General features: G+C 71.3%; 31 protein-coding genes and 1 tRNA gene. 27 read left to right on the forward strand and 5 right to left on the reverse strand.

The genetic code is table 11. From position 1 onward, the window contains the following. Positions 1 to 8: 8 nt before the first annotated feature. The 18 genes from ACFW9Z_RS05525 to ACFW9Z_RS05610 all read left to right on the forward strand — a co-directional run bounded on the left by ACFW9Z_RS05525 (position 9) and on the right by ACFW9Z_RS05610 (position 11,547). Positions 9 to 290: a DUF6284 family protein gene (locus ACFW9Z_RS05525; RefSeq protein ID WP_384634783.1), complete on the forward strand. Its 282-nt coding sequence runs from the start codon at positions 9 to 11 to the stop codon at positions 288 to 290. Then, entirely contained in the window at positions 287 to 571 is a 285-nt protein-coding gene (locus ACFW9Z_RS05530; RefSeq protein ID WP_384634786.1) for a DUF6303 family protein, read from the forward strand. The genes ACFW9Z_RS05525 and ACFW9Z_RS05530 overlap by 4 nt, the downstream gene beginning before the upstream one ends. Continuing rightward, positions 568 to 1,590, forward strand: coding sequence for a DUF2637 domain-containing protein (locus ACFW9Z_RS05535; RefSeq protein ID WP_384634789.1), 1,023 nt, complete (start codon positions 568 to 570; stop codon positions 1,588 to 1,590). Before ACFW9Z_RS05530 ends, ACFW9Z_RS05535 begins: the two co-directional genes overlap by 4 nt. Further along, a complete protein-coding gene (locus ACFW9Z_RS05540; RefSeq protein ID WP_384634792.1) occupies positions 1,587 to 2,048 on the forward strand; it encodes a hypothetical protein in 462 nt (153 codons plus the stop codon). The genes ACFW9Z_RS05535 and ACFW9Z_RS05540 overlap by 4 nt, the downstream gene beginning before the upstream one ends. Continuing rightward, entirely contained in the window at positions 2,045 to 2,389 is a 345-nt protein-coding gene (locus ACFW9Z_RS05545) for an RRQRL motif-containing zinc-binding protein (protein WP_384634794.1), read from the forward strand. The genes ACFW9Z_RS05540 and ACFW9Z_RS05545 overlap by 4 nt, the downstream gene beginning before the upstream one ends. Next, the gene (locus tag ACFW9Z_RS05550) at positions 2,386 to 2,616 is read left to right on the forward strand and encodes a hypothetical protein (RefSeq protein WP_384634797.1); all 231 of its coding nucleotides are present in this window, start codon (positions 2,386 to 2,388) and stop codon (positions 2,614 to 2,616) included. Before ACFW9Z_RS05545 ends, ACFW9Z_RS05550 begins: the two co-directional genes overlap by 4 nt. Positions 2,617 to 2,627: 11 nt before the next feature. Continuing rightward, positions 2,628 to 2,990 (forward strand): DUF6251 family protein, encoded by a 363-nt coding sequence (locus ACFW9Z_RS05555; protein WP_384634799.1) that lies wholly within the window; start codon positions 2,628 to 2,630, stop codon positions 2,988 to 2,990. 85 nt (positions 2,991 to 3,075) lie between these two features. Further along, on the forward strand, positions 3,076 to 3,399 hold the full coding sequence (locus ACFW9Z_RS05560) for a hypothetical protein (protein WP_367441400.1): 324 nt from the start codon (positions 3,076 to 3,078) through the stop codon (positions 3,397 to 3,399). An 80-nt stretch (positions 3,400 to 3,479) separates the two neighbouring features. Further along, positions 3,480 to 5,558 carry a cell division protein FtsK gene (locus ACFW9Z_RS05565; protein ID WP_384634802.1) on the forward strand — a complete coding sequence of 693 codons (2,079 nt, stop codon included), beginning with the start codon at positions 3,480 to 3,482 and terminating at the stop codon, positions 5,556 to 5,558. 152 nt (positions 5,559 to 5,710) lie between these two features. Further along, positions 5,711 to 5,971: a hypothetical protein gene (locus ACFW9Z_RS05570; protein WP_384634804.1), complete on the forward strand. Its 261-nt coding sequence runs from the start codon at positions 5,711 to 5,713 to the stop codon at positions 5,969 to 5,971. Beyond that, positions 5,962 to 6,150 carry a hypothetical protein gene (locus ACFW9Z_RS05575; protein ID WP_384634806.1) on the forward strand — a complete coding sequence of 63 codons (189 nt, stop codon included), beginning with the start codon at positions 5,962 to 5,964 and terminating at the stop codon, positions 6,148 to 6,150. Before ACFW9Z_RS05570 ends, ACFW9Z_RS05575 begins: the two co-directional genes overlap by 10 nt. A gap of 10 nt (positions 6,151 to 6,160) precedes the next feature. Beyond that, the gene (locus ACFW9Z_RS05580) at positions 6,161 to 6,409 is read left to right on the forward strand and encodes a hypothetical protein (protein ID WP_367815735.1); all 249 of its coding nucleotides are present in this window, start codon (positions 6,161 to 6,163) and stop codon (positions 6,407 to 6,409) included. A gap of 13 nt (positions 6,410 to 6,422) precedes the next feature. Next, complete coding sequence (locus ACFW9Z_RS05585) at positions 6,423 to 7,115, forward strand: hypothetical protein (RefSeq protein ID WP_384634809.1); 693 nt, start codon at positions 6,423 to 6,425, stop codon at positions 7,113 to 7,115. Between the two features lie 90 nt (positions 7,116 to 7,205). Further along, the gene (locus ACFW9Z_RS05590; RefSeq protein ID WP_384634812.1) at positions 7,206 to 8,105 is read left to right on the forward strand and encodes a bifunctional DNA primase/polymerase; all 900 of its coding nucleotides are present in this window, start codon (positions 7,206 to 7,208) and stop codon (positions 8,103 to 8,105) included. Continuing rightward, on the forward strand, positions 8,102 to 8,395 hold the full coding sequence (locus tag ACFW9Z_RS05595) for a hypothetical protein (protein ID WP_384634814.1): 294 nt from the start codon (positions 8,102 to 8,104) through the stop codon (positions 8,393 to 8,395). Before ACFW9Z_RS05590 ends, ACFW9Z_RS05595 begins: the two co-directional genes overlap by 4 nt. Further along, positions 8,392 to 9,795, forward strand: a complete 1,404-nt coding sequence (locus ACFW9Z_RS05600) for a phage/plasmid primase, P4 family (RefSeq protein WP_384634816.1) — start codon at positions 8,392 to 8,394, stop codon at positions 9,793 to 9,795. Before ACFW9Z_RS05595 ends, ACFW9Z_RS05600 begins: the two co-directional genes overlap by 4 nt. A gap of 100 nt (positions 9,796 to 9,895) precedes the next feature. Continuing rightward, positions 9,896 to 10,084, forward strand: a complete 189-nt coding sequence (locus tag ACFW9Z_RS05605) for a helix-turn-helix transcriptional regulator (RefSeq protein WP_384634819.1) — start codon at positions 9,896 to 9,898, stop codon at positions 10,082 to 10,084. A gap of 65 nt (positions 10,085 to 10,149) precedes the next feature. Beyond that, positions 10,150 to 11,547 (forward strand): tyrosine-type recombinase/integrase, encoded by a 1,398-nt coding sequence (locus ACFW9Z_RS05610; protein WP_384634821.1) that lies wholly within the window; start codon positions 10,150 to 10,152, stop codon positions 11,545 to 11,547. Positions 11,548 to 11,689: 142 nt separating this feature from the next. Here ACFW9Z_RS05610 and ACFW9Z_RS05615 read toward each other — a convergent pair. Both ACFW9Z_RS05615 and ACFW9Z_RS05620 read right to left on the reverse strand, forming a co-directional pair. After that, positions 11,690 to 11,779: transfer RNA gene (locus tag ACFW9Z_RS05615), tRNA-Ser, on the reverse strand. Positions 11,780 to 11,865: 86 nt separating this feature from the next. Further along, positions 11,866 to 13,662: a S1C family serine protease gene (locus tag ACFW9Z_RS05620; RefSeq protein ID WP_384634824.1), complete on the reverse strand. Its 1,797-nt coding sequence runs from the start codon at positions 13,660 to 13,662 to the stop codon at positions 11,866 to 11,868. 201 nt (positions 13,663 to 13,863) lie between these two features. Between ACFW9Z_RS05620 and ACFW9Z_RS05625 the strand changes: the two genes are divergently transcribed. The 3 genes from ACFW9Z_RS05625 to ACFW9Z_RS05635 all read left to right on the forward strand — a co-directional run bounded on the left by ACFW9Z_RS05625 (position 13,864) and on the right by ACFW9Z_RS05635 (position 16,767). Continuing rightward, positions 13,864 to 14,700, forward strand: coding sequence for a glycerophosphodiester phosphodiesterase (locus tag ACFW9Z_RS05625; protein WP_384634827.1), 837 nt, complete (start codon positions 13,864 to 13,866; stop codon positions 14,698 to 14,700). 83 nt (positions 14,701 to 14,783) lie between these two features. Further along, on the forward strand, positions 14,784 to 15,449 hold the full coding sequence (locus tag ACFW9Z_RS05630; protein ID WP_384634829.1) for an ATP-binding protein: 666 nt from the start codon (positions 14,784 to 14,786) through the stop codon (positions 15,447 to 15,449). Positions 15,450 to 15,801: 352 nt separating this feature from the next. Then, on the forward strand, positions 15,802 to 16,767 hold the full coding sequence (locus ACFW9Z_RS05635; RefSeq protein ID WP_384634832.1) for a DUF5926 family protein: 966 nt from the start codon (positions 15,802 to 15,804) through the stop codon (positions 16,765 to 16,767). Between the two features lie 269 nt (positions 16,768 to 17,036). Here the strand turns inward: ACFW9Z_RS05635 and ACFW9Z_RS05640 are convergent, their stop codons facing one another. Both ACFW9Z_RS05640 and ACFW9Z_RS05645 read right to left on the reverse strand, forming a co-directional pair. Then, positions 17,037 to 17,324: a hypothetical protein gene (locus tag ACFW9Z_RS05640; RefSeq protein WP_384634835.1), complete on the reverse strand. Its 288-nt coding sequence runs from the start codon at positions 17,322 to 17,324 to the stop codon at positions 17,037 to 17,039. A gap of 498 nt (positions 17,325 to 17,822) precedes the next feature. Next, entirely contained in the window at positions 17,823 to 18,578 is a 756-nt protein-coding gene (locus ACFW9Z_RS05645; RefSeq protein WP_384634838.1) for a bifunctional DNA primase/polymerase, read from the reverse strand. Positions 18,579 to 19,291: 713 nt separating this feature from the next. Here ACFW9Z_RS05645 and ACFW9Z_RS05650 point away from each other — a divergent pair. Both ACFW9Z_RS05650 and ACFW9Z_RS05655 read left to right on the forward strand, forming a co-directional pair. Beyond that, positions 19,292 to 20,662, forward strand: coding sequence for a PP2C family protein-serine/threonine phosphatase (locus ACFW9Z_RS05650; RefSeq protein WP_384634840.1), 1,371 nt, complete (start codon positions 19,292 to 19,294; stop codon positions 20,660 to 20,662). A 102-nt stretch (positions 20,663 to 20,764) separates the two neighbouring features. Then, complete coding sequence (locus ACFW9Z_RS05655; RefSeq protein ID WP_384634843.1) at positions 20,765 to 22,246, forward strand: aminopeptidase P family protein; 1,482 nt, start codon at positions 20,765 to 20,767, stop codon at positions 22,244 to 22,246. A gap of 31 nt (positions 22,247 to 22,277) precedes the next feature. Here ACFW9Z_RS05655 and ACFW9Z_RS05660 read toward each other — a convergent pair whose 3' ends face one another. Continuing rightward, on the reverse strand, positions 22,278 to 22,763 hold the full coding sequence (locus tag ACFW9Z_RS05660; protein ID WP_384634846.1) for an ATP-binding protein: 486 nt from the start codon (positions 22,761 to 22,763) through the stop codon (positions 22,278 to 22,280). Between the two features lie 281 nt (positions 22,764 to 23,044). On the opposite strand from ACFW9Z_RS05660, the gene ACFW9Z_RS05665 reads away from it, so the two are divergent. The 4 genes from ACFW9Z_RS05665 (at position 23,045) to ACFW9Z_RS05680 (ending at position 26,118) form a co-directional block, all read left to right on the forward strand. After that, positions 23,045 to 23,950, forward strand: coding sequence for a hypothetical protein (locus tag ACFW9Z_RS05665; RefSeq protein ID WP_384634849.1), 906 nt, complete (start codon positions 23,045 to 23,047; stop codon positions 23,948 to 23,950). A 186-nt stretch (positions 23,951 to 24,136) separates the two neighbouring features. Then, entirely contained in the window at positions 24,137 to 24,931 is a 795-nt protein-coding gene (locus ACFW9Z_RS05670; RefSeq protein ID WP_384634852.1) for a YcnI family protein, read from the forward strand. Between the two features lie 84 nt (positions 24,932 to 25,015). After that, positions 25,016 to 25,675 (forward strand): SCO family protein, encoded by a 660-nt coding sequence (locus tag ACFW9Z_RS05675; protein ID WP_384634855.1) that lies wholly within the window; start codon positions 25,016 to 25,018, stop codon positions 25,673 to 25,675. Beyond that, positions 25,672 to 26,118 carry a copper chaperone PCu(A)C gene (locus ACFW9Z_RS05680; protein WP_384634858.1) on the forward strand — a complete coding sequence of 149 codons (447 nt, stop codon included), beginning with the start codon at positions 25,672 to 25,674 and terminating at the stop codon, positions 26,116 to 26,118. Before ACFW9Z_RS05675 ends, ACFW9Z_RS05680 begins: the two co-directional genes overlap by 4 nt.

Genomic DNA, 26,118 nt, shown 5'->3' on the forward strand with positions numbered 1-26,118 from the left:
CTGACCCAATGAAGAGCATCGCAGCACTTCAGGCGACCGTTACGGCCGCCGCCCCGTTCGACGGTGGGCCGTCAAACGCCGAGCTGGACGCGATCGAGCTGGAGATGCCCGCCATCCTCGCGGACGTCGCCCTGCTGGACGCGCAGATCATGACGATCGACCGGGCCCCGACCGAGCTGGACCACCAGCGCATCCGGCGGGCCCGGCGGCGGGTGCTGGCCGCCCGCCGGGACCTGGCCAACCGCACCGCCGCCGCGTCGGACGTCCCGGTGTCGGGTGGTGCGGCGTGAGTGAGCACACCGCGCAGATGTCCATCCGTACCGGCAGGTGGACCCTGTACGTCGCCCTCATGGGTGTGCCGGTCTCGCAGTGGCCGGAGCACGACTTCGACACCAAGGCGGTGCCGACCCCGGCGGAGCGTTCACGGGCGCTCACCGGGCTCGGGTTCGTGTTCACGGATGAGGCCGAGTGGGAGTGGACGGAGTACCCGGAGCAGCCGGACGACGACACGTCCCCGGTCCGGCTGCTGGCCTCGATCCGGGTGCGTTCACGGGATGGGGGCCTGTCGTGAGCAGTGTTCAGATCCGTTCAGCGGAACGCGCCCTGTCGGTCGGCACCTGGCTGATCGTGGGCGGGGCGATGCTGTTCTCCATCCTCACCGTCACCCCGCTCATGGAGCGCCACAGCCCCACCGGGTGGGAGTGGACGGCCCCGATCCTGCCGCTCGTCGTGGACGCGGCCGTGGTGATCGTGGTCCGTCTCGACTCGGTCCTGGCCACCATGGGTGGGGACGGGGGCCGGTGGCCCATCGCGCTGCGGTGGATGACCGGCGCCATGACTCTGGCCCTGAACATCGCGGACAGCGCGCTGAAGAAAGACCTGGTCGGCGTCGCGGTCCACTCGGTCGCACCGCTGCTGCTGATCGTCACCGCAGAGACCGGTCTCGCCTACCGGCGGGCCATCACCACCGCCCGTACCGCCCGCGAAACCCAGCAGATCGCTGAGCGTGCGGAGCGGGAGCGGGCCGCCGAAGAGCGCCGTGAGGCTGCTGAGCGGCGGCGCCGTGAGGAGCGCGAGCACGCGGCCCTGTTGGCGCGTGAGCAGCGTGAACACGAAGCCCTGCTGGCCCGTGAGCAGACCGCCCGGGAAGAGGCCGCCCGGCGCGAGGAGCGCGAGCGTGCCGAGGCGAAGGAGCGGGCCGAGCGTGAAGCCGCTGAGCGCCGTGAGCGCGAGCGTGAACAGCGTGAGCGGGAGCGTGAACGCACCGAGCGCGAGGCGGCTCAGCGGCGGGAGCTGGAGGCCCGGGAGCGGGAGGCCCGTGAACGCCGTGAACGCGAGCATGAACAGCAGCGGGCCGAGCGTGAACGCCAGGCCCTGCTGTCCGCCGGTCCCGCCGAGGTGAAGCAGAGCGAGGAGCAGGCGCGGGCCACGGTCCGGGCCGCGTTCGACGCAGGTCTTCCCATCCGGCAGGCCGCCGAGCTGTGCGGCTGGTCGGTGGGGTGGGTGACCGCCCGCTACCAGGAACACCGCGACAACACCACGGCCGACGCCGATGCTTCGGCTCTGGACCTTGAGGGGGCCACCGCATGATCGCCCTGATCCACACCCGCACCCTGAACACCCTGCGCACCGACCTCGCCACGGCCCAGAGGGAAGCCCAGGCGGCTCGCGCTGAGGCGGACGAATGCGCGGGAGTACTGCGGGCTGATCTGGCCCAGTCCCGGTTGGAGGCGGCGCGGCTCGAAGGCGAGCTGGGGGCCCTGCGGGCCCAGGTGCTGCTGGACACCGAGGACCGTCAGGCCCTGCGGACCCTGCTGCGCGCGACCCGCAAGCAGAACCAGCGGGCTGAGCGGGTTTATGTGCTCTTCCGCTTCGGGGAGCTGCACAGCGTCCACGCCACGTCCACCGCCGCTGAGATCGCCGCCGAGGCGGAGGGCGCCGCCCGGGAGGGGTGGACCCCGCACACCACCTGCTGCGACGGCACCACCGTCCCGGCCTCCCAGGTCCGGTGGCGTATCCAGCCCGTTTTGCTTGGGAAGACCCGGTGAGCACCCTGCCCACCTACCGCTGGCGGCTCGCCCCCGAGGGGCTGGCCACCCGCCGTCAGCTCCGCGCGATGGGGCTGCGGCCGGGTGGTCAGGAGGTGGTGGCGGAGGTTCACCGCCCCCGCCGCCGACGGCCCCCGCTGATCGCCTACCTCTACCGCATCGAGCACGCCCGCCCCGTCCGGCCCATGACCCCGGCCCGCACCGCTGCCCTGGCGGCGGCGATGCTCGCCCGCCGCACCTGCCCCAACTGCCGTCTGGATGTGGGGTATTGCATCCCGCGTTCGCTCGGCATGTGCGTCCCCTGCCACGACACCCCGTCCGACCGGAAGGGCACCCGATGACCTACCGCTTCATCAGTGAAGCCGCCGCCGACCGCTCGGCCCTGACCGCTGAGCCGGTCGTCCTGCGGCGCGGGACCGACCGCGCGGAGCCCGCCGTGGCCGTGCGGATCAGCAGTGGCGGGAAGAGCCGGATGCTCTACATCACCCTCGACCACATCGACGAGGTGCTGACCGGCATCGCGGCCACCGCCCGCAAGGCCGCCGCCGACTTCCGCCACGACGCCTGAGAGGACCCCTCATGGACTCCCACCTGCCCACCCCCCGACCCCCGTCCGTCGTCACCCTCCCGGACGGCACCCCCGCCTACACCGACCAACTCCCCACCACCTACCAGCAGTTGGGCTCCACCCCGCAGGTGGTGCACGTCCACCACGCGCCGCCGGACCGTACGGTGCAGCGGCTCGCGCTCGGCTCCGGCATCGGCGCCGGGACGGTGGCCGCCGGGGTCTACTTCGGCCCCCTCCTCGTCGGCGCGCTCACCGCGATCGCCGCGAACCTGGCGATCCTCGCCCTGGTCGCCGCCGTGTGCGCCTGGGGTGTGGTGACCGTCGTGAAGTCGGTCGGCGGCAAGGACACGCCGACCGGCCGCAAGCGCCGCTGACGGCTGCCCGCGTCGCCCCGGGCCACGGTCCGGGGCGGCAAGGGGAGCCGGACAGACCGGCTACCGCCCATTCGGGAGGTTCGCTGTGTACAGCTACACCAAGGCCGAGTCCCGCGAGCGCCGCGTCCTGTTCCTGAAGGGACTGCGGCAGGCCGCCGCCGACAACGTCGACCCGGCCCTCCGCCGCCGGATCGAGCGCATCGACCAGTCGGCCGCCGAACGCGGGCAGCGGGAGCTGACGGCGCTGCACGAGGTGCAGGCCACCGCCCGGCAGGAGTTGGCCAGGGCCAAGGCCGCCGAGCGCACCGCCCCCCGCACCGACAAGGCCGCCGCCCGGCAGGCCCGCAAGGACGCCGAGCAGCGCGTGAAGCGCGCGGAGCGGGCCGTCCACAAGGCCGAGCAGAGCTGAGCAGGGGGTGGCCGGACCCGGCCAAGGAAACCGGCCACCCCCTCTTTCCCTCCACCCATCGAGCAGGAGGAAGTACCAGCATGACGGACACCACCGCCCCGGCCGCGCATCTGCGGCCGGTCCCCGACCTGGACGACGACCACGACCCCGTGGTGCCGGTCGCGGTCGACAACCCCACGCTGCCCAACCCGAAGGTCACCGTCGAGAAGCGCAAGCCGGTCCTTGCCGGGTGGCTGACCGACCGGCGCGACTTCACCGCCACCGCCCGCCACGCAGGGGCGAACGCCGGATACAGCGCCCTCTTCCACGGCGTACGGCTCCCGGTCTACGCCGGGCGTCTCGCGCTGATGTCGCCGCGGGGAGCCTGCCGGTTCATCGCCACCACCAACCGGTGGGTCTGGGACCGCGAAGCAGCCCCCCTGCGGGCCGCCGCCGTGCGGGCGGAGGACGTGGAGGAGTACATGCGCCTGGCCCGGCTGCGGGCCGGGCGGGTGCGGCTGCGGGGCCTGGTGGCCCTGGTCGCCGCCGTGTTCGGCGTCGGCTTCGCGCTGTGGCTCTACGTCATGGCCCCGGCGCTGATGTACGCGTTCGCTGCCGGTGGGGTGCTGCTGCTCGGCATGGCCGGTCAGCAGCCCGACGCCCCGGTCATCGGCCCCGCCGTCCTGAAGACCGAGGTGCAGAAGCTCACCGGGTCGATCGTGCTGCGCGGTCTCGACTCCATCGGGAACGCGAAGATCTCCGCCGCCATCAAGAAGGGCGGCGACATGAACGGGCTGCGCTTCACCAGCGAAATCGTCCGCGACGGGCCCGGCTACCGCGCCGACCTCGACCTCCCGTACGGCGTCACGCCAGAGGACATCATGGAGGCCCGCAAGCCGTTGGCGTCCGGGCTGCGCCGCAAGGTCGGCTGCGTCTGGCCCTCCCCCGACCCCACCGAGCACGAGGGGCGGTTGGTGCTGTGGGTGGGGGACAAGCCGATGAACGAGACCACCAAACCCGCCTGGCCGCTTCTCAAGACGGGGCAGGTGGATCTGTTCAAGCCGGTGGTGTTCGGCAATGACCAGCGGATGCGCGACGTGTCGGTGACGCTGATGTTCGCCGCCGTGGTCGTCGGGTCCATCCCTCGCATGGGCAAGACGTTCCTGATGCGGCTGTTCCTCCTCATCGCCGCACTCGACCCGCGCGCCGAGCTGCACGCGTTCGACTTCAAGGGCACCGGCGACTTCGGCGCCCTGGAACCCGTCTGCCACCGCTACCGGGCAGGCGAGGAGAACGACGACATCGAATACGTCCTGGATGCCCTGCGGGAGCTGAAGGAGGAGCTGCGCAGGCGGGCGAAGGTCATCAAGTCCCTCCCGCGCTCCCGCTGCCCGGAATCCAAGGTCACCCCCGAACTGGCCAGCGACAAGAGCCTCGGTCTGCACCCGATCGTCGCCGGGTTCGACGAGTGCCAGGTGCCCTTCGAGCACGAGGAGCACGGCAAGGAGATCGAAGCGATCTGCACCGACCTCGTCAAGCGCGGCCCGGCGCTGGGCATCGTGACGCTGTTCGGGACGCAGCGCCCCGACGCGAAGTCGCTGCCCACAGGGATCAGCGCGAACGCGGTGCTGCGGTTCTGCCTCAAGGTCATGGGACAGCCCGCCAACGACATGGTGCTCGGCACGTCGATGTACAAGGCCGGGTACCGGGCCACCATGTTCTCCCGCTCAGACCGGGGCATCTGCTGGATGGCCGGTGAAGGCGACGACCCGCGCATCGTCGCCAGCGCGTTCGTGGACGCGGTGGCCGCCGAGCAGATCGCCGCCCGCGCCCGCAAGGTCCGCGAGGAGTACGGCAACGTCACCGGCCACGCCATCGGCGCGGGCCCGGAGAAGACGGGCCAGTCCGACGTGCTGGCCGACGTCCTCGCCGTCATCGCGCCGCACGAGAAAGCCGTCTGGTGCGAGCGAATCGCCACCCGCCTGGCCACCGCGCAGCCGGACGTGTACGGCGGGTGGAAGGGCGAGAACGTCACCGCCGCGCTCAAGCCCCACGGCATCAAGGCCGGGCAGGTCTGGGGCCAGAGCGACACCGGCGAGGGCAAGAACCGGCGCGGCATCGACCGCGCCGACATCACCGCCGCCATCACCCACCGTAACCAGAACAAGGCTGCTGCCTGACCCCAGCACGGTTGCTAGACCTAGCACCCCCGACTGCTAGGTCTAGCACCCCCGCTAGCACCCCACACCGCCCCTGAGCTGCGACCTAGCGTCTAGCAACCCACCTGCGGAAACACCCGGAAACCCGCCTGACGAAGGGATGTGAGCCCCTCGTGGCGCTCGCTAGCCTCCTCATCCTCCTCACCGCCGCCGGTTACGCACTGTTGTGTGCGACGCGGCCGTTCGCCCCGTGCCGGAAGTGCTCCGGCATCGGCGTCCGCACCCGCCGCCGCACCATCACCCTCTGCCGCCGCTGCCACGGCACCCGCGCCCGACTCCGCATCGGACGCCGACTCCTCAACAACAGCCGCACCATCCACGCCCAGGGCACCCGACCCCAGCCCGCCGACAGGAAGGCCGCCCCATGGCAGTGACCCTCTCCCTCGTCGCCCTCTTCGGACTCGTTCTGGTCTTCCTCCTGCGCTCCCACAGCCTGACCCCCGGCGGCGCGTTCACCGCTGCCGGGTTCGGGTTCTTCCTCGCCTCCACTGGCGCCGCCGACCCCATCAATCACATGGCCGCCGCCCTTATCGACGCCCTCCCCAACATCTGAGGAGCATCCCGTGCGACTGCGTATCTCGCGCACGACCTGGCCCCGGCCCGCGCTCGTCCTGACCGACACCCCCCGCCCCCGCTGCCCCGACTGCCACGGTGCGGGCGGGCACGCCGTCGACTACGGCGACCACAACGGCGAGTACGCCGGAACCGACTGGTGGCCCTGCCCCTGCTGGGACGACACCCGCCGCTGGACCCTGCTCCCCCTGCCCCGCCGCACCCCGCCCGGCGGCTACTCCAACGAACCGCCCTTCTGACGTGAGGACACCCATGATCCGCACCGGATTCGCCACCCGCGAGGGAACCGCTGCCGACAACGCCGACGCCTGCAAGGTCTACAGGCTCGCGGACGGCACTGTGGGGGCCGCCGTCATCGACGGCATCGGCCACGGCCCCCACACCTCGGCCACCGCCCCGCTCCTGGCCGAGACCGCCGCCCGCGTCACCGCCCACCGAGGCGCCCTCGCGGGCATCCTCTCCGCCGGACTCCTGATCGCGGACGACGGCCACGACGGAGAGGAGGCGAACGCGGTCGGTGTCGCGGTACTCGTCGACGACGCCGGGGCCCGCGCCGCGTGGGTGGGCGACTGTGACGTGCTCGGCTGGGACGGCAGGCGCCTGCGCCGGTACTCCACCCCCCAGGTCATGGGCGAGTGGGTACGCCAGTACGGGCCACCGGTAGAGATCGCCGCGCACTACGACGACTGGGTCCGCGTCTCCTTGCACTCGGCCACCGTCGCCACCACCGGCGAAGTCGACATCCCCGACCCCGTCGTGATCCTCCTCTCCGACGGCGTCCACGACCAGGTCGCCGCCGACGTCATGGAAGACCTGGCGCGCGAACACCACGACCCGCAGGCCCTCGCCACCGCCCTGGTCTCCGCCGCCCAGGCCGATGAGTCCGGCTACCGCGACGACGCCACCGCCATCGTCATCTCCATGACACCCCAGCCCACCACCTGACCCCGCCTACGCCGAGAGCGGCCCCCTCACGCCAATGACTGGGGCCGCTCTCGTCTACCAGCACCCTCTACAGGACTGGAGAGACCCAGCATGACGTATACCGCCACGGTCCGGCGAGACCGCCAGGCCGTCCGCCCGCTCGACACGGCCCTGAGCCTGGCCACCGCCGGGGTCCCGGTGATGCCGCTCAGCGCCGATAAGCGCCCCGTCGCCAACTGCACCGGCTGCGCCAACCTGGTATGCGGGGGGCGGCCGAACATGAAGACCCCCGGCCCCTGCACCTGCCCGGCCCCGTGCCACGGATGGGCCGCCGCCACCACCGACCCCGCCACCCTCACCGCGCCCGCGTGGGTGTCGGCCTGGAGGCAGGCTGGAGCCCTCGCCTACCACCCCGGCGGGGCTGGGGTCACGGTCGTCGACCTCGACCACGCCGACGCCGTCACCTGGGCCCGCCGGGAACTCCCCGCTACACGGACCGTGCCCACCGCCCGGGGCGAGCACTGGATCTACCGGGGCACCATGCCGTCCGCCAACCACGTACGCGACGGCGTCGACATCAAGTCCCGGATGCAGTACGCCCGGTGGCTCGGCCCCGGCACCGGCCCCGTCACGGCCCTGCCGCCAGTCGTCCTGGCCCTGATCGAGAGGGAAGAGTCCACCCCCGCCCGCGCGGCCGTGGACTCTTCCACCCCGGCCCAATGGAACCGCAGTGTCGCCACCGGCTGCCGCCACACCCCCGCCTTCGTCCGGACCGGCCTGGAACGCGGACTCGACAGCATCAGGGCCCACCCTGAGCACGGCGCCGGTACCGCCGCCTACGGAGCCGCCCGGTTCCTCGCCACCCGGCACACCGCCTGCCCCGGACCGTGCGGACTCGACAGCATCGCCGAGGAACTGATCGCCACCGCCATCGCCGTCGGTGTCCCGGCCTCGTACGCCCGCCGATGCGTCACCAACGGCATGAACGCCGCCCTGGGGGCCGTCTCATGACCGCCCGACCGCCCCGGCCCACCACGGCCGAGGGCGCCCGAAAGGCCGTCGCCGGAGGCGTCCGCATTGCTGTTCGCCCTGACGCGCAGACCGGCGACGGGCGGCGGGTAGTCGGGTTTCTCCGGATCAGCGCCCCGGGGCGGAACGCATCTCCGGCCGCCGAGTCGTTCTGCTCCTGCGGCCGTCACGAGACCGCCCGGGGCCAGGCCCGCGTCCTCGCGCTGATCGACGACCACGCCGCCCACCGGGCCACCTGCCCGATCCAGACCGAAGGGAGGACCGCCGCGTGAACACCGCCGAGGAGCTGCCCGCACCTTCCAACCCTCTCGCCGTCGCACGGCGGATCGTCCCCGACTGGACCACCCAGGACGGACACCTGCGGCTCCGCCGCTGGCGCGGCTCGTGGATGCACTGGACCGGCACCTGCTGGCGCGAGTACGACGAACAGCAGATGCGCGCCGGGCTCTACAAGCGCCTGGAGCACTGCGTCCACACCGTGGTGAACAAGAAGGGCGAGCCCGAAGAACACCCGTGGGCCCCGACGAAGACGAAGATCAGCAATCTTCTCGACGCCATGTCCGCGATCACCCTGCTGCCCGCCGACACCGACGCCCCGTCCTGGATCGACCACGAGCACGGGCGCCACGACGACAGCCCGATCGTCGCGTGCCGCAACGGGCTCCTGCGCATCCGCGACCGGGCGCTGCTGCCCCACGGGCCCGGCTTCTTCAACATCGTCTCCGTCCCCTACGACTTCGACCCCACCGCCACCGCCCCCACCTGGGAAGAGTTCCTGCGAGGGATCTGGCCCGATGACCCCGACTCGATCGCCGCGTTGCAGGAGTGGTTCGGCTACGTCCTGTCCGGGCGCACCGACCAGCAGAAGATCCTGCTCATGAAAGGCCCCTCCCGGTCCGGAAAGGGCACCATCGCTCGCATCCTGAAAGAGCTGGTCGGCAAGGAGAACCTTGCCGGGCCCACCCTCGCCGGGCTCGGCACGAACTTCGGGCTCTCCACCCTGGTCGGCAAACCCCTCGCGGTCATCTCCGACGCCCGCCTCTCCGGCGACGGCGGGCAGGTCGTCGAACGGCTCCTGACCATCTCCGGTGAGGACACCATCGACATCGACCGCAAATACCGCGACGTCTGGACCGGCAAGCTCCCCACCCGGCTCATGGTCCTGACCAACGAGCTGCCGAACTTCGGGGACTCCTCAGGTGTCATCGCCCGCCGGTTCGTCGTCCTCAACATGACTGTCTCCTGGCTCGGCCGCGAGGACACTGGGCTCACCGACAAGCTCGCCGCCGAGATGCCCGGCATCATCAACTGGGCCCTGGACGGCCTTGCCCGCCTGGAACGCAACGGCCGCTTCACCGAACCCGCGTCCTCCCAGGACGCCATCACGATGATGCAGGACACCGCCTCCCCCACCAGCGCATTCGTCCGCGAGCGCTGCACCACAGGCCCCACCCGCGACGTCCCCGTCGACGTCCTATGGAATGCCTGGCGGGAATGGGCCGAAGACAACGGCGTACGGGCCATCGGCACCAAGCAGCTCTTCGGCCGCAACCTGCTCTCCGTCGTCCCCCAGCTCAACCGCACCCGCCCCCGCGACGCCTACGGCCGACAGGTCGCCACCTACACCGGCATCGCACTCAACACAGCCGAACCACATCTATCTGAGTCGTGACTCATCGCGACTCAACCCCACCGAATCCCGCTCTGAGTCGCGATGAGTCACGACTCAAGACAATGTCGCCGCACCCTCCCAACCTCAGAGGAGTCGCACCGTGGCCCGCCCTCAGATGCTCAAACTCCCCGACGTCCTCACCGAGATCCAGATGAGCCGCGCCGCCTTCTACCGCATGCGCGCCCGAGGCCAGGCGCCCCGCCTCCAGAAGCTCCCCAACGGCCAGCTCCGCGTAAGCCGTACCGACCTGGACGCCTGGTGGGAGCGCTGCCAGCAGCGCGCCGCGTAACTATCTCCACCGACCACGAGGGGCCTCACCGCGCGCGGTGAGGCCCCTCGGTTTGAAGGGACGAAGTGAAGAGCTACGACGTACGGGTCTGGAGTATCCGCCACCGCAATAGCAAGAAGGCCCCGTACCAGGTCCGATGGATCGTGAACGGCGAGGAGTTCCAGAAGCCGTTCGCCACAAAAACCTTGGCGGACGCACGGCGCTCAGCTCTTGTCACCGCTCAGCGTGCCGGAGAGGCGTTCGACGTGGCATCCGGGCTTCCTGTCTCAGAACTGCGAGAGGCGGCCTCGCCCACCTGGTACGACCACGCCTGCGCCTACGCCCGCATGAAGTGGCCAGCATCCGCGGCCAAGCACCGGGCGAGCATCGCGGAAGCTCTCGCCGCGGTGACAGCGGCGTTCGTCAAGACGCAACGTGGAGCCCCCGACCGCGCCGTGCTGCGCGGCGCCCTACAGGCATGGGCATTCCGCATGGTGCTCGATCCGGAGACAGGAGAACACGTCAACCGCAAGGACGCAGAGGCCCCACCCCCAGAGATCCGGCGAGCGCTGGAGTGGGTGTCGAGCAACTCGTTGAAGGTAATCGACGTAGCAGAATCGGACGTCGTACGGGCGGCCCTGCGAGCTCTGTCGAAGACGCTGGCAGGGAAGCAGGCCGCAGACAACACGGTCCGCCGGAAACGGGCCGTACTCAGCAACGCCTTCCGCTACGCGATCGAGCGAGACCTCTTGGCCGCCAATCCGCTGGACCGCATCGACTGGGCACCTCCTGAGACCACCGATGAAGTCGACTTCGAGTTCGTACCGGGTCCGGAGCAAGCGGGTGAACTGCTTGCGGCCGTACAAGGCATCAGCGCCCGAGGACGTCACCTTCACGCATTCTTCGGCTGCATGTACTACGCCGCCATGCGGCCTGCCGAGGTCGCCAGTTTGAAGCGGAGCAACTGCAAGCTACCGGCGCAAGGCTGGGGGGAGTTGGTGCTCTCCCAGAGTCGCCCGGAGGTCGGTTCCGGGTGGACTGACGACGGGAAGTCGTACGAGGAGCGGGGATTGAAGCGCCGAGCCCGCAAGGCCACCCGTCCCGTTCCCATCCCGCCCGTACTGGTCACGATGCTGCGCACCCACCTGGATGAACACAGCACCGCGCCGGACGGGCGCCTCTTCCGTGCGGTGAGGGGCGGAAGAGTCCGGTCCACGGAGTACACCGAGGTCTGGCAGGCGGCCCGCGCGAAGGCGCTGTCCGAAGAGGAGGTCGAGACACCGCTCGCGGATGTGCCCTACTCCCTTCGTCACGCGGGCGTGTCGCTCTGGATCAAGGCGGGGGTCGACCCGGTGGAAGTTGCGCGCAGGGCCGGGCACAGTCCGGCTGTCCTGTGGAAGTTCTACGCGAAGCTCCTCCGTGGCCACCAGGATGCCTCAAACCGGATGATCGATATCGCCCTGGAGGCCCGCCGCGACGGCTGACGTCCCTGGCCAAACTGGCCGCAGGTTGGCCGCACGCCCTGGTCAGGACTGGGAAACGGGCGATACGAGGTGAGACAGGGTGAGCGCAGAGGGCGGGCTCCGGAGTCCGGTGCCCGCCCTCTGACCTGCTGCTTCTCTCACCTGGCGGTGGGTGTGGGATTTGAACCCACGGTGACATCGCTGCCACGACGGTTTTCAAGACCGTTCCCTTAGGCCGCTCGGGCAACCCACCCCGCGTCGGCGGCCCCCAAGCCGTGATGGCCGATGGGCCGTCATGGTCCTGTGGGACGGGTTCGACGCTTGGGACAGCCTAGCCGGTCAGCTGTCGCCCTCGCGCTGGCCCAGGGTGACTTCGGCCGTTGCGGTCCTGCCGTCGCGCTCGTAGGTGAGGGTCACCTTCTCGCCGGGCTTGCGGGTCCAGATCTCGCCGATCAGGGTCGGGCCGCTGTCGATCACGGTGTCGTTGAACTTGGTGATCACGTCGCCCGCCTTGAGGCCCGCCTTGGCCGCCGGGCCGTCCGGGGTGACGGCGGGGGTGCCGCCCGCGCCCTCGGCGGAGATCGCGGCGCCGCCGGTCTTCTCCTCCATCGTCACCGTCGCGCCGATCACCGGGTAGACCGGCTTGCCCGTCTTGATCAGCTGCTCGGCGACGTTCTTCGCCTGGTTGATCGGGATGGCGAAGCCGAGGCCGATCGAGCCGGCCTGGGACTGGCCGAGGCCGCCGCCCGTCGACTGGATCGCGGAGTTGATGCCGATGACCGCGCCCGTCGCGTCCAGCAGCGGGCCGCCGGAGTTGCCCGGGTTGATCGAGGCGTCGGTCTGGAGCGCGCTCATGTACGAATTCTTGCTGCTGGAGCCGTCACCGGAGGCGACCGGGCGGTTCTTCGCGCTGATGATGCCCGTCGTGACCGTGTTCGACAGGCCGAAGGGGGCGCCGATCGCGATCGTCGAGTCGCCGACCGCCACGCTCTCCGAGTTGCCGAGGGGGAGGGGGGTCAGACCCGCCGGGGGGCTCTTCAGCTTCAGTACGGCCACGTCGTAGCCCTGCGCCCGGCCGACGACCTCGGCCGCGTACTTCTTGCCGTCGGAGAACGTCGCCGACAGCTCGCCGGACGACTCCGCGGCGGAGGCCACCACGTGGTTGTTGGTGAGGATGTGGCCCTCCTTGTCGTACACGAAGCCCGTACCCGTGCCGCCCTCGCCGTCGCCGCCCTGCGCGTCGATCGTGACGACGCTGGGGAGCGCCTTCGCCGCGACCCCGGCCACGGTGCCCGCCGGGCGCTTGATGTCCCTCGGGGTGTCCGATGCGGAGACCGTGGTCGAACTGCCGGAGGAGCCGTTGTCGTTGCGGTCGGCCGCCCAGTAGCCGAGTGCGCCGCCGATGCCGCCCGCGACGAGTGCCGCCACCGCGACGGCCGCGATCAGACCGCCTGCGCCCCGGCGCTTCCCGTTGCCGTGGGGGAAGACGTGGGAGGGGCCCTGGGAAGGGTCGTGGCCGGGCTGTGGGGTCGGGGTGCCCCAGACCGGGCCGTTGCCGCTCCCGTTGCCGGGGGTGTGGGCCGCGCCGCCGCCCGCGTACGAGGGGACCGCGGGCGGGGGCGGGGGCCAGGAGGCGGCGCCCGCGGGGGGCTCGGGCGCCGCCCCGTAGGGGGAGTGCGGTGGCTGGTGGGGCTGCTGGGGGGTGTGGGGGCTGTGGGACGCGTGGGGGGTGGGGGAGGCGTGGGGGTCGGTCGGGGGGTGGGGCGTGGTCGGGCCGGAGTACGCCGGTGGGGGCTGGTGGGTGCCGGAGTGCGGGGCGGGGGGCTGGTGGGTGCCCGCGTGCGCCGGGGAGCCCTGGCCCGTGGGGGTGTGACGCGGTGCGTCCCCGTGCGCCGGGGTGGGGGGCGTGGCCGGGGCAGTCGTGGGGGCCTGGGTGGGCCTCGTCGCCTCCGTGTCGGAGCTGCCGGGGGCATCGTCGCGGGCGTCGTCGCGGGCATCGGCCGCCGCCGGGGGTACCGGGGGTGTGGCGTCGTCCGCCGACGGGTCGGGAGTGGTGGCCGGCACGGGAGGTGCGGGCGGAACGGACGGCACGGCCGGTACCGCGTTGCCCTCGGTGCCCTCGTTCTCGGTGCTCACAGCTCTTTACTCCTCGGTTCCACTCGGCATCCAGTCGGCGTCAGGCAAGAAATCCGCTGTGCACGTGTCTGCGGTCAGCTTTTCCCACAGCGCGTCGGGCCACTGTAAGCAGGACCTGTGCATCCGCACACCAATCTTTACATCAGACAAAACGGACCTCCAGGGTGACATGTGTTCGCCCACCCCCGTGGCGGTGACACCATGGCGCGCGTGACCCACGCACGGCAGCGCAGCGCGCACACCTCGATCCAGGTCGTCGCCCATCGCGGAGCCTCCGACGACGCCCCCGAACACACCCTGGCCGCCTACCGCAAGGCCATCGAGGACGGGGCCGACGCCCTGGAGTGCGACGTCCGGCTGACCGCCGACGGCCACCTCGTCTGCGTGCACGACCGCCGGGTGAACCGTACGTCCAACGGGCGCGGCGCCGTCTCCGCCCTGGAGCTCGCCGATCTCGCCGCCCTCGACTTCGGCTCCTGGAAGGACCGCGAGGAGTCCCCGGACTGGGATCCGGTGCCGGGCGAGCTCACCTCCGTACTCACCCTGGAACGGCTCCTGGAGCTCTTCACCGAGGTACGGGCCACCGGGCGGCCGCTCCAGCTGGCCATCGAGACGAAGCACCCCACCCGTTGGGCCGGACAGGTCGAGGAGCGGCTCCTGCAGCTGCTGCACCGGTTCGAACTGGCCACGCCGTCGGCCGACGAGCCCTCCCCCATCCGCATCATGAGCTTCTCCGGCCGCTCCCTGCACCGCGTCCAGGCCGCCGCGCCCTCGCTGCCCACGGTCTACCTGATGCAGTTCGTCTCGCCCCGGCTGCGCGACGGCCGGCTGCCCGCCGGTTCCCGGATCGCCGGGCCCGGCATGCGGATCCTGCGCAGCCACCCCGGGTACATCGAGCGGCTGCACCGGGCGGGCCACCGGGTGCACGTGTGGACCGTGAACGAACCGGCCGACGTGGAGCTCTGCGCCGAGCTCGGCGTCGAGGCGATCATCACCAACCGCCCGAAGCAGGTTCTGTCCCAACTGGGCCGCATTTAGCACACAACAGGCACACGAAGCACCCCCGTACCACCATGACGGGGAGTACACCGGCGCATTCGCTGCGCGTTCAGCCGTGACGAGTGCGTCACCGACAGCCCCTCGGCCGGTTTCCGGTGCAGCTCAGTGGGGCATCCAACCCGTGGCGTGGGGCAAAGGAGGTCTCGGGGGTGGCGTTGGTGGTGGCACAAGAGGTGCCTGCGTCGTCGAGCATGGCCGTACCCCATGGCCCTGCGGGCGTGGGGCAGGCACGGCACCGGATGCGTGAGCAGTTGCGCAGCAACGGGGTGTCGGACGCGGTCGTGGACGACGCTGTTCTCATTCTTTCCGAACTGCTCAGCAACGCCTGTCGGCACGGCAGGCCGCTGGGGCGGCACACGGATGTCGGTGACGGCGACATCCGGGCCGCCTGGCGTGTGGAGACGAGCGGCGGGCTGACCGTGGAGGTCACGGACGGCGGCGGGCCGACCCGTCCGGTTCCGGCCACCCCTTCGGTGACGGCACGCGGCGGCCGGGGGCTCAACATCATCAGCGCCCTGGCACAGGAGTGGGGCGTACGGGACGACTCGTCGGGCGAAGTCACCGTCTGGGCCCACGTCTCCTCGCAGAAGCCGCCCGGGATGGGCGGGGACGGCCCCGGTGTCGGCGCCGGCCCCGGCGGGCGGGGTGCGAACAGGCTGGGCGCGGTCGGCGGGCTGGCCGGATTCGAAGGGCTGGACTTCTCCGACGTCCTCGACGACGCGAGCTGAAAGGCCCTAGGCCCAGCCCGAGGGCGAGGCCAGCCCGAGGCCACCCTGAGGGCGGCCCGGTCTCCAGGGCGGCCCGGTCTCCAAAGCAGCATGGACTCCAAGGCGACGCGGGCCTGAGCAGAAGCTGAAGCACACGTGAGCTGAAGGGCGCGCGAGCCGAAGCACACGGCAGCCGAAGGACTCGGGAGTTGAAGGACGCGGCAGCCGAAGGGCGCGGGAGCTGAGGGCCACTCGCCCTCGAAGGCCCCGGACGTCGACGGAGGCTGTGGCAGGGCCAGGTGTGCGGAGGTGGCCTCCTGGGCGGCTAGGCTCGCGCCGAGACCGCACTGTCGCAATCGGGAGAATGCCCACCATGGCCAAGAAGCGCCCTCAGACCAAGGCCGGGAAGCAGCAGCTCAAGGACGGTGAGATCCCGGTCGTCGGGGCCCGTGAGCCCTGCCCGTGCGGTTCGGGCCGTCGCTACAAGGCGTGTCACGGACGCGCCGCCGCCCAGGCCGTGACCGAGCTCGTCCACCGCCCGTTCGAGGGACTGGCCGGCGAGTGCGACTGGGTCGCCCTGCGCGAGCTGGTGCCCGCCGCCACGGTCGGGCTGACGCTGAAGGGCGGGCTGCCCGAGGGCGTTCCGTCGGTGACGCTCGCGACCGTGCTGCCGATGGCCTGGCCCGCCCTGCGCCGCGACGACGGTTCCGTCCTCCTCGCCCTCCAGAACGACACCTCCTCCGGCGACCTCAGCCGCGACCTCGCGGACACCCTCCAGCGCGCCTTGGAGGTCGAGCCCGGCAACCCGGTCACCGCCCGCCGCGTACCGGCCGACGGGCCGCGCCTCCAGGATCTGCTCGACCCGGACGCCGCGTTCGAGCCGGTCGTCCACACCGGGTTCGAGTTCTGGGTGCCCGACGCGGAGAACGCCACGCCCGAGGTGTCCGCCTCCCTGGAGCGCGCGAACGCCGCCGCGATCCCGACGGTGCTGCTCTCCGGCGTCGACGCCGCGTACTGGTGCGAGACCCCGGAGAAGAACCACCTGCGCTGGGTCATGCCGCACCCCGAGGAGCAGCTCCTCGACGCGCTGGCCCGGCTGCACGCCGCCGGGACCTCCTCGCTCGGCGACGACACCCGCCTGGTCGGCTCCTTCCGGGCGCACGGTCTGGTCGTCCCCGTCTGGGACCTGCCGAGCTCGATGGGCGCCGAGGCGTGCGAGAAGCCCGCCGCCGCGTTCGCCGAACGGCTGGCCGCGGCGCTCGCCTCCGACGCCCCGCTCACCGCCGAGGAGCGTCGCGCCCGCGGTGGCCTCACCAACCGCCAGGTGACGCTCAGCTGACCCCGACGGGCCCCGCTCACGACCCTGACGGGACCCGCCCCGAGTTGGTGACCCGTGTCACAACTCACCGTACTCACAAGTAAATCGCCGTCCCCATAGGCGAGATCGAATTTGCGAACGGCAGATCTCTTGTTACCGTTCTAGAAGCCCGGTCGCTGGTGCATCCCCCGTCGCCAGCGACCGGGCGTCTTCGTTTCCGGCTGCGGCCCGTACCGTCCGGCCCCCGGAGCCCTTCGCCTCCGGAGCCCCTCGCCTCCGAACTCCCGGACTCAGTCCGATGCGCCCGGCGCACGATCCGATCCTGCGCGCAGCAGCAGCGGCGCCTCCTCGACCGGCCCCGCGCCCGCGTACTCCGCCACCGCCGTGTACGTACCGGGACCGCCCGCCGAGGGAGCTCGCGGGGTCTCGCAGCTGCCCGGCTCGTCGTGGGCGGCCAGTACGCAGTGCAGCTCCACGGTCCGGCCGCCCGGACCCATCAGCGTGAGTACGGAACGGAGTTCGGCGCCGGAGGTGTTGCGGTGGTAGGCGCGCGCCCAGGTCTCGCCGCCCCCGGTCATGACGCAGGTCTGCGCCTCGATCCCCTCCGGCGCGACCAGCTCGGGGCCGCACCGGGCCGCGGCGTCGGATCCGGCTGCGGACAGTTCATCAGAAAGCAGGCCGGAAAAGCTTTCTGATGAACTGTCCGCAGATTGCCGTTCTTCTTTTTCAGTTGATACGGAATATAGAGAATCTGGAGAATCCGGAGACCTCGCGGAATCTGCGGAATCTGCGGAATCCGCAGAAGCAACGATCGGAATCAGGCATCCGCACACCACGACAGCCGTAAGACCGATCATGCGGAGATTCATGGTGCGCCCCCCTTGCCGACCGCGCGGGTAATGGGGCGACGATATCGACGCGGGGCGCACGGCCGGGGCGTCCGGCACCCGTTTACCGCGGATCCGGCCCGGCTCACACCCGTACGAGTGAGCCGGAACCCTGCCATCCACCCGGCCGCCGGTCCGCACGGCCGCCCGTCAGTCCCCCGGCCACCCGGTCGTCCAACCACCCAACCGTCAGTACGCGAGTCTGCTGCCGCCGTCCGGAGCGCTCGTGCTCGCCTCGACCAAGGCGTCCAGGACCGCCTCCACGTCCGGGAGCCAGGGCGCCGTCCCCACCGGGGCGCCGCCGCCCCTCGCCGTCCGGCGGAAGACCGGGGCCGGGGCCGGGGCGGAGAGCGCCGGGGGAGCCGGCAGCGGGGCCCGCTCCCAGCGCACCTGGCCCGCGCCGATCTCGGAGGGCGGCAGGACGAGGTAGCCGCCCTCCCCGTGGAACCGGAGTGAGCTGGGCACCCAGTCCTTGCTGTACAGGAGCTCGCCGAGCCGTTCCAGCGTGTACGGGGCCACCAGCAGCGACCACCGCGTGGGCGTCGCCACGACGGGGCCCAGCCGCATGCCCATGCGGTCGAGGGCCGTCAGCGCTCTCGCACCGGCCAGGGCGGGCAGGCTCACCGCGCAGGGCGCCCGGCCGCCGGTCGCCAGCATCACCGGGGCGGTGGGACGGTTGGTCCACCACCAGCGCACCATGCGCTCGTCCGTGGTGGCCGCCAGCAGTCCGGGGTCGAAGGGGTGCGCGCCGGGTACGGCGCAGTCGGGGTCCGGACAGGCGCAGCCGAGGCCACGCCCGTCGCGCAGGGCGGCCGGCGCGGTCCCGGCTCCGGGGAGCACGGGCCACTGCCATCGGGTGGCGAAGGTCAGGGCCGCGTCGAGCCGGGCGGCACCCTCCTTGCGCCGGAGCCGGAGCCTGCGTCGCCTTCCGAGGATCTCGCGCATGAGCGCTCGTTCCTTTCCGTTGAACGCCGAGTCCACATGACACCGCGCGTGGGTGGCACCGCGCGTCTGTCTCTTCGCTGTGCGTACGTGCTCATCAGGTTCTGCGGTACGGGCGTGCCTTCGATCGTGCCGTCGATACCGAGCGTGAGCCGAGCCGAGCCGAGTGGAACCGATCCGATGGGAACAGATCTGGGGTGGAGCTGGGAACAGATCTGGGTGGAGCCGGGAGCGCCCGCCACGGACGCCTCGTGCCTGCCGGCCCGGGTCCGGTCGCGTGGGGCGGAGGCATGACCGTCACTGATCGCGACCGTCACGGGGAAGGACGTCCGGACCCGCTGTCAGGTTCCTGTTCCTGGGCGATCACATCCGCCCCTGAGCATCCGCCACCCTTGGGCGTCCGCCCCGAAGCGACTGCCCTGAGCATCGTCGATTACGTACCCAGCCTGCCCGGAATGACGCCGCCCCTGGGATTTCATCCCGGAGGCACCCCGTGTTGAGCTGTGCCAGTCGACCGCAAATAGCTGCCGGAGGGTGCAATTTTCGGCCAAGTTGACCGACACTGGAGGGGCGCGAATCCGGCGAGCCTCCAGGGGACAATGCTGGACATCGGGTTACTTGTGCGTGTACATGTGGATGCATTGATAGTGGCGCAGAATCACATGGGGGTTTGCGATGCTATTCGACGAATCGCACCGGCATGAAAGCTGGCTGCCATGAGCGCCCCACACCTGCCGAAAGTGGCTGGAATCAATCCAGAAGTTCCGGTTTCAACGCACACTGCCGCACCTCTGAGGGAGGTCCCGGCAGCGCCCGGAGCCTTCATCCAGGACCGGCTCGCGGGCTGGGTGTCGGATCTCACCACCCTGCACGAACTCACCGAGCGGCTGGCCGGGACCTCCACCCTCGAAGGAGCCCTGGACGAGCTCCTGCACGCCGGAGCCGCCCTCGTCGGCGCCCGCCGCGGACTCCTCGTACTGGAACCCGCGGACGGCGCGAGCTCGTCCACCACCGTCGGCCTCGGCCTCACCCACGCCGATCTCGGGCACATCGAGACCGTGCCGCGCACCGCCACCGCGCTGGGCCGCGTCCTCGACGGGCGGCCGGACACCGCGGACGGGATCGCCAGCCCCGACCTGCTCGGCGACAAGGACCTGGACCCCCGCCACCGCGAGGTCGCCACCCGGCTCGGGTACGCCGCCAGTTACGCCCTGCCCCTCGCCTCCGAGGCGGCCGGACGGCTCGGCGCCGCCGTCTGGCTCTACGACGAGCCCGGGGAACCCTCGGAGAAGCAGCGCCACCTCGTCGGCCTGTACGCCCGGTACGCCACCGAGCACCTGGCCCGGCTGGCCGAGCTGGAGCGGGCCCGCGCCGATGTCGCCACCGTCGCGGAGGAGCTGCTGCCCAGCCGACTGCCCCGCGTCCCCGGTGTACAGCTGGCCGCACGGCACCGGACCGGGCCCCGGGGCGGCGGCGACTGGTACGACGCCCTGCCGCTCCCCGACCACGCGCTCGGGCTCGCGGTCGGCTCGGTGGGCGGATCGGGGCCGAGCGCGATGGCCGCGATGGGCCGGCTGCGGGCCAGTCTGCGGGCGTACGCCGTCATGGAGGGCGAGGACCCCGTCGCCGTACTCTCCGATCTGGAGCTGCTGCTGCGGCTGACCGAGCCCGCGCGGACCGCCACCGCCCTCTTCGCCTACTGCGAGCCCGCCGCCCGCAAGGTCGTGCTCGCCGGGGCCGGGCACACCCCGCCGCTGGTGCTCGGCGAGCGGCGCTGCGAGTTCGTCGAGACCACGCTCTCCGCCCCGCTGGGGATGCTCGCCTGCTGGGAGGCGCCGAGCGTGGAGTTCTCCCCCGCGCCGGGAGAAACGGTGCTCCTCTACACGGACGGCCTGCTGCGCCGTACCGGTGACGCGATGGACCGGGCCTTCGCCCGGCTGCACTCGGCCGCCGCCTCGGTACCGAAGGAGGGGCGGCACGACCCGGCCGCCGTCGCCGACCACGTACTGCGCACGATGCTGCCCGACGGGCTCGACCGGAGCGACTCCACGGAGGACGTGGTGATCCTCGCGGCGCACTTCGACTGACCCCTCCCACCTCCTCGGTAACAGGTCTTTCGGCCCTGGGCCCCCTGCCGTACGCCCGTACGATGGGTGGTGGTCCAGCGTCGTATCAAGGAGAGTCACATCGTGTCTGAGGAGCTCATTCCGGAGACCCCGGAGCAGGAGACCGAAGAGAACGAGGCCGCAGAGCCGATCAAGCAGCGGAAGAACGGCCTGTACCCGGGTGTCTCCGACGAGCTTGCCGAGAACATGAAGTCGGGCTGGGCCGACACCGAGCTCCGCGACCTCGAACCGATCGCCCAGGCCGCGAACACGGCCGCCCGGCGCGCCGCGCTCTCCGCCCGCTTCCCCGGCGAGCGGCTGGTCATCCCCGCGGGCAACCTGAAGACCCGCTCCAACGACACCGAGTACGCCTTCCGCGCCTCCACCGAGTACGCGTACCTCACCGGTGACCAGACCCAGGACGGCGTCCTCGTCCTGGAGCCGGCCGGCGAGAGCGGCCACGAGGCCACGCTCTACCTGCTGCCCCGCTCCGACCGGGAGAACGGCGAGTTCTGGCTCGACGGCCAGGGCGAGCTGTGGGTCGGCCGCCGCCACTCACTCACCGAGGCCGAACAGCTGCTGGGCATCCCCGCGAAGGACGTCCGCGAGCTCGCCGCCGCGCTGGCCGGGGCCACCGGCCCGGTCCGCACCGTGCGCGGTCACGACGCCTCCATCGAAGCCGCCCTCACCGACAAGGTCACCGCGGAGCGCGACGAGGAACTGCGCGTCCACCTCTCCGAAGCGCGCCTGGTGAAGGACGCCTTCGAGATCGCCGAGCTCCAGAAGGCCTGCGACGCCACCGCGCGCGGCTTCGAGGACGTCGTCAGGATCCTGGACAAGGCCGAGGCGACCAGCGAGCGCTACATCGAGGGCACGTTCTTCCTGCGCGCCCGCATCGAGGGCAACGACATCGGTTACGGCTCCATCTGCGCCGCCGGTCCGCACGCCACCACCCTGCACTGGGTCCGCAACGACGGTGCCGTCCGCGCGGGCGAGCTGCTGCTCCTGGACGCGGGCGTGGAGACCAACGAGCTCTACACCGCCGACGTGACGCGCACCCTGCCGATCAACGGCACCTTCTCGCCGCTCCAGCGCAAGATCTACGACGCGGTGTACGAGGCCCAGGAGGCGGGCATCGCCGCCGTGAAGCCCGGTGCCGCCTACCGCGACTTCCACGACGCCGCGCAGCGCGTGCTCGCCGAGAAGCTCGTCGAGTGGGGCCTGCTCGGCGACCTGTCCGTGGACAAGGTCCTGGAGCTGGGCCTCCAGCGCCGCTGGACCCTGCACGGCACCGGCCACATGCTCGGCATGGACGTCCACGACTGCGCCGTGGCGCGGACCGAGGCGTACGTCGACAGCGTCCTGGAGCCGGGCGTCTGCCTGACCGTGGAGCCGGGTCTGTACTTCCAGACCGACGATCTGACCGTGCCCGAGGAGTACCGGGGCATCGGCGTCCGGATCGAGGACGACATCCTCGTCACCGAGGACGGCAACCGGAACCTCTCCGACAAGCTGCCCCGCCGGTCCGACGAGGTCGAGGCCTGGATGGCCCGGCTGAAGGGCTGACCCTCAGTCCCTGCCTCGGAGGGCGCGCCGCTCACACCATGAGCAGCGCGCCCTCCCGCCATTTCAGGACCTTGTCGAAGCTCACCACCGCGCCCCGGCCCGGCCGGTTGCCGAACTGGACGTGGTCGGCGAGCTGCTCGATGAGGTCCAGCCCGCGGCCGCTCTCGGCGACGCAGGGAGCATGCGCGGCTGGGCGAAGCTCGCGGCGGGCGGGAAAGCCCGGCCCCGAGTCGGCCACCTCGATACGGCATTTCTCGCCGTCCAGATAGGCCGTGACCCGGTACTGCCCGGAGTCCGCCGGGGGCCTTCCGGCTCCGGGATCCCCCTGCTCCACGAGGCCCGTCCGGTCGCCGCCGTGTTCGACGGCATTGGCACAGGCTTCGCTGAGCGCGACCGACAGGTCGAAGGAGATGTCCGGATCCACCCCCGCGGTTTCCATGGTGCCGAGCAGAAAACGACGGGCGAGCGGAACGCTCGCGGCTTCGCGCCGCAAATGGAGTGACCACCAGATGCTCATGCTCCAGCCTCCTGGCCGCGGCTCGACGTACCGATACGTATTGCCGCCCGACGCACTTCGTAAGCACGGATCGGCTGTGAGAGCCCTCATTCGGCGGATGCGGATATTCCGCGCACCGGTGTATGGCCTCCGCCGGGTGGCCCCCGCGGGTTCCGGAAGCGGCGCGTCCACAGTCCGTACATCCCCCGCCAACAGCCGCAACAAGCACGCTTGCGGACGGAGGCTGATGTTCCGGACCTGCCGTACCGCGAAGGGGTGCGCAGTGCGATGATGTCCCGGCCATGTCCACGCCTGTCGCACACGCCGGAGCCGGTCTGCGGCTCATGAGGGCCGCGGTGTTCACCGCGGTCTGCGTCGTGCTGTCCGCGGCCGGGCACACGTTCGCCGCCGGTGCTCCGGTCCCCGCGTGGACCCTGCTCGCCGGCTTCCTCGGCGTCCTCGCCGTCGCCTCGGCCCTCGCCGGACGGGAACGCTCCCTGCCGTCGATCGCGGGCGCGCTGGCGGGCGGACAGGTCGCCCTGCACATCCTCTTCGCCTACGGCAGCCACGGCAGCGCGCAGGCCGTCGCCGCCTCCGCCCCGGCGGGCAGCGGCGAGAACCCCCTGATCCGCTTCGCCGCCGGGCTCGTGTGCGGGGCCGGACCGGGGCAGATCGACGCCGCCGACGCCCACCGCATCGTCACCTCGGCGGGCATAGACCCCTCGACGCTCTCGCAGGGCCACGGCCACCTCGCGTCGTCGGCGGGAGCGACCGGGGCGACCGGCGCGGCGGAAGCCGCGGGGACGGCGGGAGCGGCCGTCGCGGCGGCTCCGGACGGTGGTTCGGGCCTGGCGTCCTCGTACACCGCGGTGATCGCGCTGCTGCCTGGGCTGCCGATGTTCCTGGCGCACCTGCTGGCCGCGCTCGCCGCAGGCTGGCTGCTGCGGCGCGGCGAGGCCGCCCTGTTCCGGCTGGCACAGCTCTCCGCGTACGGCGCCCAGGAGCTCGCGGCCACCACCCGGCTGCGCTCCCTGCGCGCCGCGCTCGCGCTCGTACGCGCCCTGCGTGCCGGAGCGCGCGAGCAGCTCGCGTACGGCCCGCGCGCCCTGCGTACGGCCGATGACGACCCGGCACCGGCCACCGGGGATCCTCTCCACCACCTGGTGATCAGGCGCGGGCCCCCGGCCCCGTACGCCCTCGCAGCCTGACGCGACACCTGCGCCCCGCCCTGAACGGACCACCACCGCCGGGACGGGCCGTCCTCCCCTGTTCCTGAGCGGCTCCGCCATGGGCGGGACCGGAATCCTCTCGGACCGGACAAGGTGTCGTGCTGCCGTCGCGCACCCGCGCGCCGGACCACCGTGTTCCTCACCTTCTGTGGAGTGATTCCTGCCATGAGCGCCAAGAACATCACCAGCGCCTCCCGTATCGCCATCGCCGCCGGCGTCGCCGCGTCCACCGTCCTGCTGCTCGCCGGTCCCGCCGCCGCGCACGTCAGCGTCCAGCCGCAGGGCGAGGCCGCCAAGGGCGGTTACGCCACCCTCAACTTCAAGGTCCCCAACGAGCGGGACCAGGCCTCCACGGTCAAGCTCGAAGTGAACTTCCCGGCCGACCACCCGCTCTCCTCCGTCACCCCCGAGGCCGTTCCGGGCTGGAAGATCGCCATCACCAAGGGCAAGCTCGACAAGCCCCTGGAGGTGCACGGCCGGAAGATCACCGAGGCCGTCACCAAGGTGACCTGGACCGCCGACGGCTCCGAGATCGCGCCCGGCTACTTCCAGCAGTTCCCGGTCTCCGTCGGGCAGCTTCCCGAGAACGCCGACCAGCTGATCTTCAAGGCCATCCAGACGTACGACAACAAGGAGGTCGTCCGCTGGATCGAGGAGCCCACGGCCAACGGCGAAGAGCCCGACAGCCCGGCCCCGGTCCTGAAGCTGTCCGCCGCGACCGACGACCACCACGGCGGCGGCACGGCCGACAAGAGCGGCGACGACGACCACAAGGCCGACGAGAAGGCCGATGAGAAGGGCCACGACAAGGCCGCGTCGGCCGAGGGCGACAAGAAGGACACGCACGCCGCGTCCTCCTCCAGCGACACCACGGCCCGCACCCTGGGCATCATCGGCATCGTCATCGGCGCCGCGGGCATCGCGTTCGGCGTGCTCGCCGGACGCCGCCGCACGGCCTGATCCGGCCGGGCCGGGCCGTACGGCCTACGCGTACGGCCCGGCCCGCCGGTCCATCACCCGCACCACATTCAGGACACCTCTTTCATGCGCAACAGAACAGCAGTGACGGCCGTGGCGTTCGCCGCCGCGGCCGCACTGGCCCTCTCCGCCTGCGGCACCGACGACGGCAAGAAGGACTCCTCGGCCATCGCCGACGTGAGCGCCGAGCCGAAGACCAAGGCCGCGACCGTCCTCGACCAGCCGTTCACCAAGCCGAACCTCGTACTCACCGACACCCAGGGCAAGGAGTACGACCTCCGCGAGGCGACCAAGGGCAAGCCGACGCTCATCTACTTCGGCTACACCCAGTGCCCCGACGTCTGCCCGCTGACCATGAGCAACATCTCCATCGCCAAGCGGGACCTGCCCAAGGCCGACCAGGACAAGCTCCAGGTCGTCTTCGTCACCACCGACCCCGAGCGCGACACCCCCGCCTCGCTCGGCAAGTGGCTCAAGGCCCAGGACCCCACCTTCACCGGCCTCACCGGCGACTTCCCCACCATCCAGGCGGGGGCGCGGCAGATCGGCATCGGCATCGACGCGCCGGAGAAGCAGAAGGACGGCACTGTCGTCTCGATGCACGGGGCCCAGGTCGTCGCCTTCTCGCCGAAGACGGACGGCGGATACGTGCTGTACGGCGAGAACACCACCGCCGAGGAGTACGCCAAGGACCTCCCCAAGCTGATCAAGGGGGAGAACCCGTGAACCGCCGCACGACCCTCGCCGCCGTCCTCGCCCTCACCACGGGGCTGGCGCTGACGGGGTGCTCCACGGACAGCGAGCCCGAACTGAAGGTCGTCGACGCGTTCATGCCGCAGCCGGTGAGCGACATGGCGGCCGCCTTCCTCGTCGTACAGAACAGCGGGTCCGCCACCGACCGGCTCACCTCGGTGACCAGCCCGCTCTCCGACGACGTCACGATCCACGAGACGAAGAACCAGAAGATGCGCGAGGTCTCGTCGTTCGAGGTGCCGGCAAACGGCGAGCTCGATCTCGAACGCGGCGGCAACCACATCATGTTCATGAAGCTCAAGCAGCAGCCCAAGAAGGGCGACAAGGTCTCCGTCGAGCTGCACTTCGAGAAGGCCGACCCCATCACGGTCGACCTGCCGGTGAAGGAAACCACCCACAACCCGAAGAAGCACTGA

Origin of the sequence: Streptomyces sp. NPDC059452 (assembly GCF_042750035.1) — a bacterium.
In the GTDB taxonomy this organism is placed as follows: domain Bacteria; phylum Actinomycetota; class Actinomycetes; order Streptomycetales; family Streptomycetaceae; genus Streptomyces.